We start from the raw sequence: 5,497 nt of genomic DNA on the forward strand, positions 1-5,497 counted from the left end.
AGCCGTGCCCGCGATGGAATCGCGGGGGGAACCTGAACATCGGGATCTGCACCAGATGGGTTCATAACGCCAGTTCTGACCGGCAACCAGAACCTTACTCGTTTTGAGCGGTCCGGGGGCCGGTTTCTAAGGCGAAGATTCTGCATAGGGAAGGATAGCCCACCACACGACCAGGACTCGGGAATTCGCCAGATTCACCCTCGCGTTCGTGCTACTCGATGAAGAGTCCATGGCGGCTGATGCTTCTGAGGGTCTATCCCCGGAATCGATACCGTTGGACAAGAACATTCGAGTCAATAGAAATGTGGGGACAAGTTCCCGTAAGTCTGTCCTATCGGCGTTGAAAAAGCACTGCACTGCAATCTCGATGCAGGCCAAGCGCCGCTCGGCGGGCACGGTTTGGGGCAGCGGCATAAAATCATCTGACTGGCCGCCGGGGAAGGGGCCTGCCCGCGAACCTGGCGCGCGTATGTTGGGTGCGGTGAGGTAAGGAGTCCTGATGAGTGCGGTGACAGCTGTCATTGTAACGACTTCGGTTGACGAACAACTGAAGGAGACGGAGACTTATCCGGCGATCAAATTCATCAACGATCGCACGCGGGAATTCGCGAGCTCAGGTGAATTCGTGGAAGTGAGCCGATGGGCGCGAGGGAAGCACCCAGAATGCCTCATTTTCATCGCTGGCTTGAACTTGTGCGATCTTGGGCTGCTTCGAAAGGTTCTCGAATCCGCGCCATGGCGAAGCCCAGAGCGGGTTCAGGTCCTCACCCGTGCAGGCGAAGCGCTCGGCTTCGAATTTGCTCCTTGCGAATTCTCGCGTTAATTTGTGGGAGTAATCTACCGGCGAATCTACCGGCGTTGACTGAGTCTGTCTGACTTTTGTCCCGCACTTTCTCAAAAGCGAATGTGAAACGGCGATCCAGGGAGCGGGTCCAATTCTTGGAGTTCCGGTCGAATCACCGCCCACAATGGCAACTCGGCGCGTTCTTGATGTGCAAGGCGAGGATAGTCAATTCGTGAAACGCCCCGTAATCGCTTGGCTTCTCTCGCTGCTTCCGTGTTCATCAGGCCGTTGCCAATTCCGCTGTAAAGCCCGACAGTGCCGACCTAACAAACGCTCAGACGGTCGCCTATTGCGAGATTCTTAGTCTTCCCGAAGCGTTCAAGAATAAGTCAATCAGGGTTCGCGCTGTCTATGAAACTGATTTCGAAATGGCTGCCATAACAGAGCCGCCCTGCTCCACATCGATTCCGATGACGTGGGTTTTGTTCGAGGAAGTCTGGGAGCACCGAACCCGGTGGAGGGTCAGGCGGGCCATTGGAGGCCAATAATGCAAGCGTCGAGGGTGCCCAGTTAGGGGCGGCCCGGTGGGGACGGTGCGGGCAGTTGAAAGACCTGGATGGCGCCTGCGTTAAGGATGGCAACGCGCCCTCCTGACGGCGAGATTGCTACATTGCCGCCACCATCGAGAATTGGGGTGAGCGGCGCCTCCAGCACCATCTTATTGTTGGCCGCATCGAACACTCTCACCATTTGACCTTGGATATCGCTCGCGCCCAGCAGGTGCTTATAGCGTTCGGCTGATCGCTTTAGGAGCAGCGTCTCTCGCCCTATGCGCGAACCGCCGGGATCCATTACCAGCAATGGCCACATCGTATTCGTCGCGTCCTTTGCCTCCCAAAGCGTATCGCCGCGGGTCGACATCGCCGCGAGCTTCCACCCGCCGTTTGGATCGCACGTGGTCACCAGCAATTCTGACTCGGAAGCCCAGTTGTACTGCGGCGGGCAAGTCGACTCTACGTGGGCCACCACTCGGTCCCCACCGGCGTAGTAGTTCAACTTCAGGAGCCACTGAATACCGTTGTCTTGCGACCTCTCAAGATAGCCGTCGGAATTCATGGGCCAATCGGAGGTCTGAGAAGTGTACGGGAATCGGGTGACACGCATCACCTCGCCCGATGCCCGCTTGATCGTGCGCGACACAAGCACGCTCTGCTCGCGCTTCTGCCCGTCCGCGGTCGCAGTGGGCGGGGTCCGGGCAGGAAGGCCAGTCTCGTCTGGCTTCTGCAAGGCAGTTGCAGATTCAAGAGAGTTCGTAATCATGAACTGCTGCTTGGGATCCATCTGGATCCAGAGCAGCCGGCCCGGGAGACGCAGGTAGGGCGTCATCTTCAGCTCGGTGTCACCCTGATCAAGACCATCAGGCACACGCAGCAGAAAATGTCCATCGTCGAGCATCCAGAGATAGCGTGATCGGTCGGGCACGATCCACACGGCCTGGGACTCAATCTTGCAACTCGGAAGCGCCACAACCAGAGATCGAATCTGTTGCTTCTCGCCTTCTGTTTTATCGTCGGCACCGCGCTCGATGAGCCCTGACACACGAAAGGTGAAGAGAATCCGGTCTTCGTCGAGAAAATCCAGGCTAACCAGACTCTGGCGGCGCAGGAGGTAATTTTCGCCAGGAATGGAAAAGCCAAGCGGGCCGACAGAAATCGTGAACGCGGGTGGCAGGCTGGGATTCTGGGGATAGCGGTCAAGCACCTTTCGCTGCGGGCCCGAGCCGGACGGCAGCGGCGGATACTCGGGACCATACTGCGCACGCACACAGGATGCCACAGTCAGAAGAAGGCACAACCAGGTCGAACCCGACGATATGAGGACCTGTCTGACCATGAATTCAATCCTGGCCATGTGATTGCGAATTAAGAGAGAGCGGATCTCGAATGCCGGTTATACAGGGGATGGTTTCTTCGCGAAACGGGTATCCTGCGAAGGCCACGTTCACACTCGATTGCATCTTCTACCACCTTTGAGCAACTCATCTGGATTGAATTATCACCCAGACGTCGGGCAGCTTGACTCGAAGCGCACATCCGGCCCGATTCGTGATTCCGGGAGGATCACCGCCGACTCTTCGAGCGCCGGGATAAAACCGGCATGTTGTAGGGGTGCAAGTCCCTGCAGGAAAGGAAGTAGCGAATCCATCCTGACCTCGAGTCTTGCGGGTGACATCGCGAGGTGTCCCTCGAAGCGTAGACAGAGGCGTAACTCCGAGCTGATGACCAACTACTTGCGACATCGCGGAGGGCAGATGTCACCTTTTCAGCTTCATCTTATTTCGACTGCAGGAGCAGGGCCCAGTCGTTATGGTCTGGCGCGTCGGGGGAAGTCCAGCTTGGGTCTGATGCGTCCGGCAGGTCGATCTTTTCTCCGGTCGTGGCACTGAACCAATATGCGCGGTAACGGCCCGGCAGCAGTTGAATCGTCACATGGCCTGCGTGGGGTAAATACACGGCGTAAGTCTCGCCCGGATCCGCCAGGCAGTAGTTGCCGTTGTCCACTAGTTCGTCGTGGGGATTTGTCTTCCACCACTCGAAGCTGGCGAAGAAATCCACCATGTGTCCGTAGCCGAGAAACATGGTCATGGTGTCGTCGCCCCGGGCATTCATCCAGCCGCCGCCTGTGTCGGGCCAGATGTTCGTACCGCGACGCGCGGTTTCGCCTGCGGTCTGGTAGGCGCCCGCCATTGCGATGTCCCATGCGGTTCGACGAAGCACATCGCTCGAATCCGATCCCGGCAGAGCCCACAACGGGTAGTGATCCTCATAGCCGTACTCTTCGTTGGTCTGCGGAATGATGCGTGCTGTTTTTTCCTGGAGCTTCCGCGATTCCAACATGAGGCGATGCTGATCGCGCGACCATTCCTGATAAGACGTAAATCCGAACCAGCTTGATGCGCGGTCCTGGTGTTCGATGTGGACCGGATGGCTGGTCTCAAGGTGACGGTAGGGGTCCCAGCCCTGAAGCAGCATTCCCGTTTCGTGAGTCCACTTCTCGTCGCGGAACGAGTCGAGGTCGTCACCAAGGTCCCAGGTGATGTTTGAGAACGCGCCGAATCTCGCCACCGCGTAACGAATGAATCTGTGCTCATCCGCGCTCCCGGGATCTGGATGCACGTGGCTGTCGTTCATATCCAAGACGAGGGAGATATTCATGTCCCGCTCGCGGGCAAACTTCAGCATCCGGTCGAACCGCTGCCAATAGGAGACGTTGAAGCGGGAGTAGTCGAAGCCAGGATGGGTATAGTCGTCGGTGTTCTGCGCATGCCAAGGGGTGAGAAAAACAGACCAGGATGGACCGTTCATGACCGGTTCGCCGAAGAATGTGCCTTCGCGGCCAGCGATTGCCACGCGCATCCGATTCACCTTGAGGCGATGCAGACGCTCGATGCTGAAGTTGATGGTGTGCTCTTCTTTCCAGCCCATGAGGAAATATGCGGTGGTGCCATTGAAGAAGAAATGCTCGCCGGTTCCGGTCCAGATGAAATGCCAGGGATAGGCGGGATCGACGGAAAGGATTCCCCGGCGGTGCGCTTCGACTGCGTGAAACGTGCCAGTGGCCGTTTGCTGGAAATCTCCCTGGCGATACGTGACGGTGTAATTGTAGTCGCCAACCGCAATCGGCATGAAGCGGATGCGAAAGACGCTGCCGTCATCGCTGTCGGCAAATCCTTCCACGCTCCAATGGCGGCTACTGTCGGTGGTTTCCAGCGTGCCGGTGAGCGATGCGTCGGTGAATGGATTGCGGGCGTCGGGCGTTCGAACCGACGCTATGATCTCCACGTAGTCGAACCGCTCCATCTGCGTCGGCGCAGTGGAAAATGAGACCCGGGACGGATCTGCCACAAGCATCGACGGCAAAAGCGCAACCACACTGATCGAGAGCCACCGCAGCATGCGAATCATGGAGGGATTCCCCACACTGATTGTAGATGGGGTCGCTCAAATCCGATCGGAACTGATCTACGGTTTGCCGGTGACGGTCTCGGGGTCGGTCATCTCTGCGAGCGCCAGGACCTGATAGATCGCGTAGTTGTAGACCGGTGACATGGCAAGAAGGCGGTCCAGTTCTTCGTTGGATTCGACCTTGTAGATCCATGCTCCGCCGTGGCTGCCGATGACGTGATAGCGGCACTCTAGCTTGTTGCCGAGCTTCTTCGCATAGTCAGGCATCTTCAAGATGGCGCGGGTGACGTCGGGATTGAGCCGTGAAAGATCGAAGTGCCAGAGGACGAGAAATTTCATGGAGGCCCTCCTTGGATTCAGAAACGAATGATGGCGCGGGGAAGTCCGTTCGCGCGTGCGATGCAAGGATACTCCAAAGCAGGGTGGAACTGTATTGTGCTGATCGTGGTCATGTGAGGATGCGGCCACTCAATCTGGCTTCGCCGGCGCATCAGGGTTGGAAAGACCAGATCAAACCTGGAAAAGCTCCAGAAGCCTGCCATTAAGAAAGAGGCATCCATGACCCAACGATCGGCGCAAACGAGAGGCCGAGACGGGTGAGAATACAGGGTCGAAAATCGGAGTAGTCATTATGGTGTGACCGGCTCGATGCGCTAGTCGTGGGTTAGGCTGAGTTTGTTAAGAACTTTAGTCCAGAGCCACAAGCGGAGGGAACCGGTCATGACTGAGAAGTTACGATTTTTGGGTT

General features: G+C 57.3%; 3 protein-coding genes. All 3 read right to left on the minus strand.

The features are described from left to right. Window positions 1–1,354: 1,354 nt before the first annotated feature. The 3 genes from WCA10_RS02980 to WCA10_RS02990 all read right to left on the minus strand — a co-directional run bounded on the left by WCA10_RS02980 (window position 1,355) and on the right by WCA10_RS02990 (window position 5,088). Window positions 1,355–2,677 carry a hypothetical protein gene (locus WCA10_RS02980; RefSeq protein WP_472821002.1) on the minus strand — a complete coding sequence of 441 codons (1,323 nt, stop codon included), beginning with the start codon at window positions 2,675–2,677 and terminating at the stop codon, window positions 1,355–1,357. A gap of 440 nt (window positions 2,678–3,117) precedes the next feature. After that, complete coding sequence (locus WCA10_RS02985) at window positions 3,118–4,749, minus strand: apiosidase-like domain-containing protein (RefSeq protein WP_472821003.1); 1,632 nt, start codon at window positions 4,747–4,749, stop codon at window positions 3,118–3,120. 57 nt (window positions 4,750–4,806) lie between these two features. Continuing rightward, window positions 4,807–5,088, minus strand: coding sequence for a hypothetical protein (locus WCA10_RS02990; RefSeq protein WP_472821004.1), 282 nt, complete (start codon window positions 5,086–5,088; stop codon window positions 4,807–4,809). Between the last annotated feature and the right edge of the window lie 409 nt (window positions 5,089–5,497).

This window comes from Occallatibacter sp., from assembly GCF_049582745.1.
Taxonomy (GTDB): domain Bacteria; phylum Acidobacteriota; class Terriglobia; order Terriglobales; family Acidobacteriaceae; genus Telmatobacter.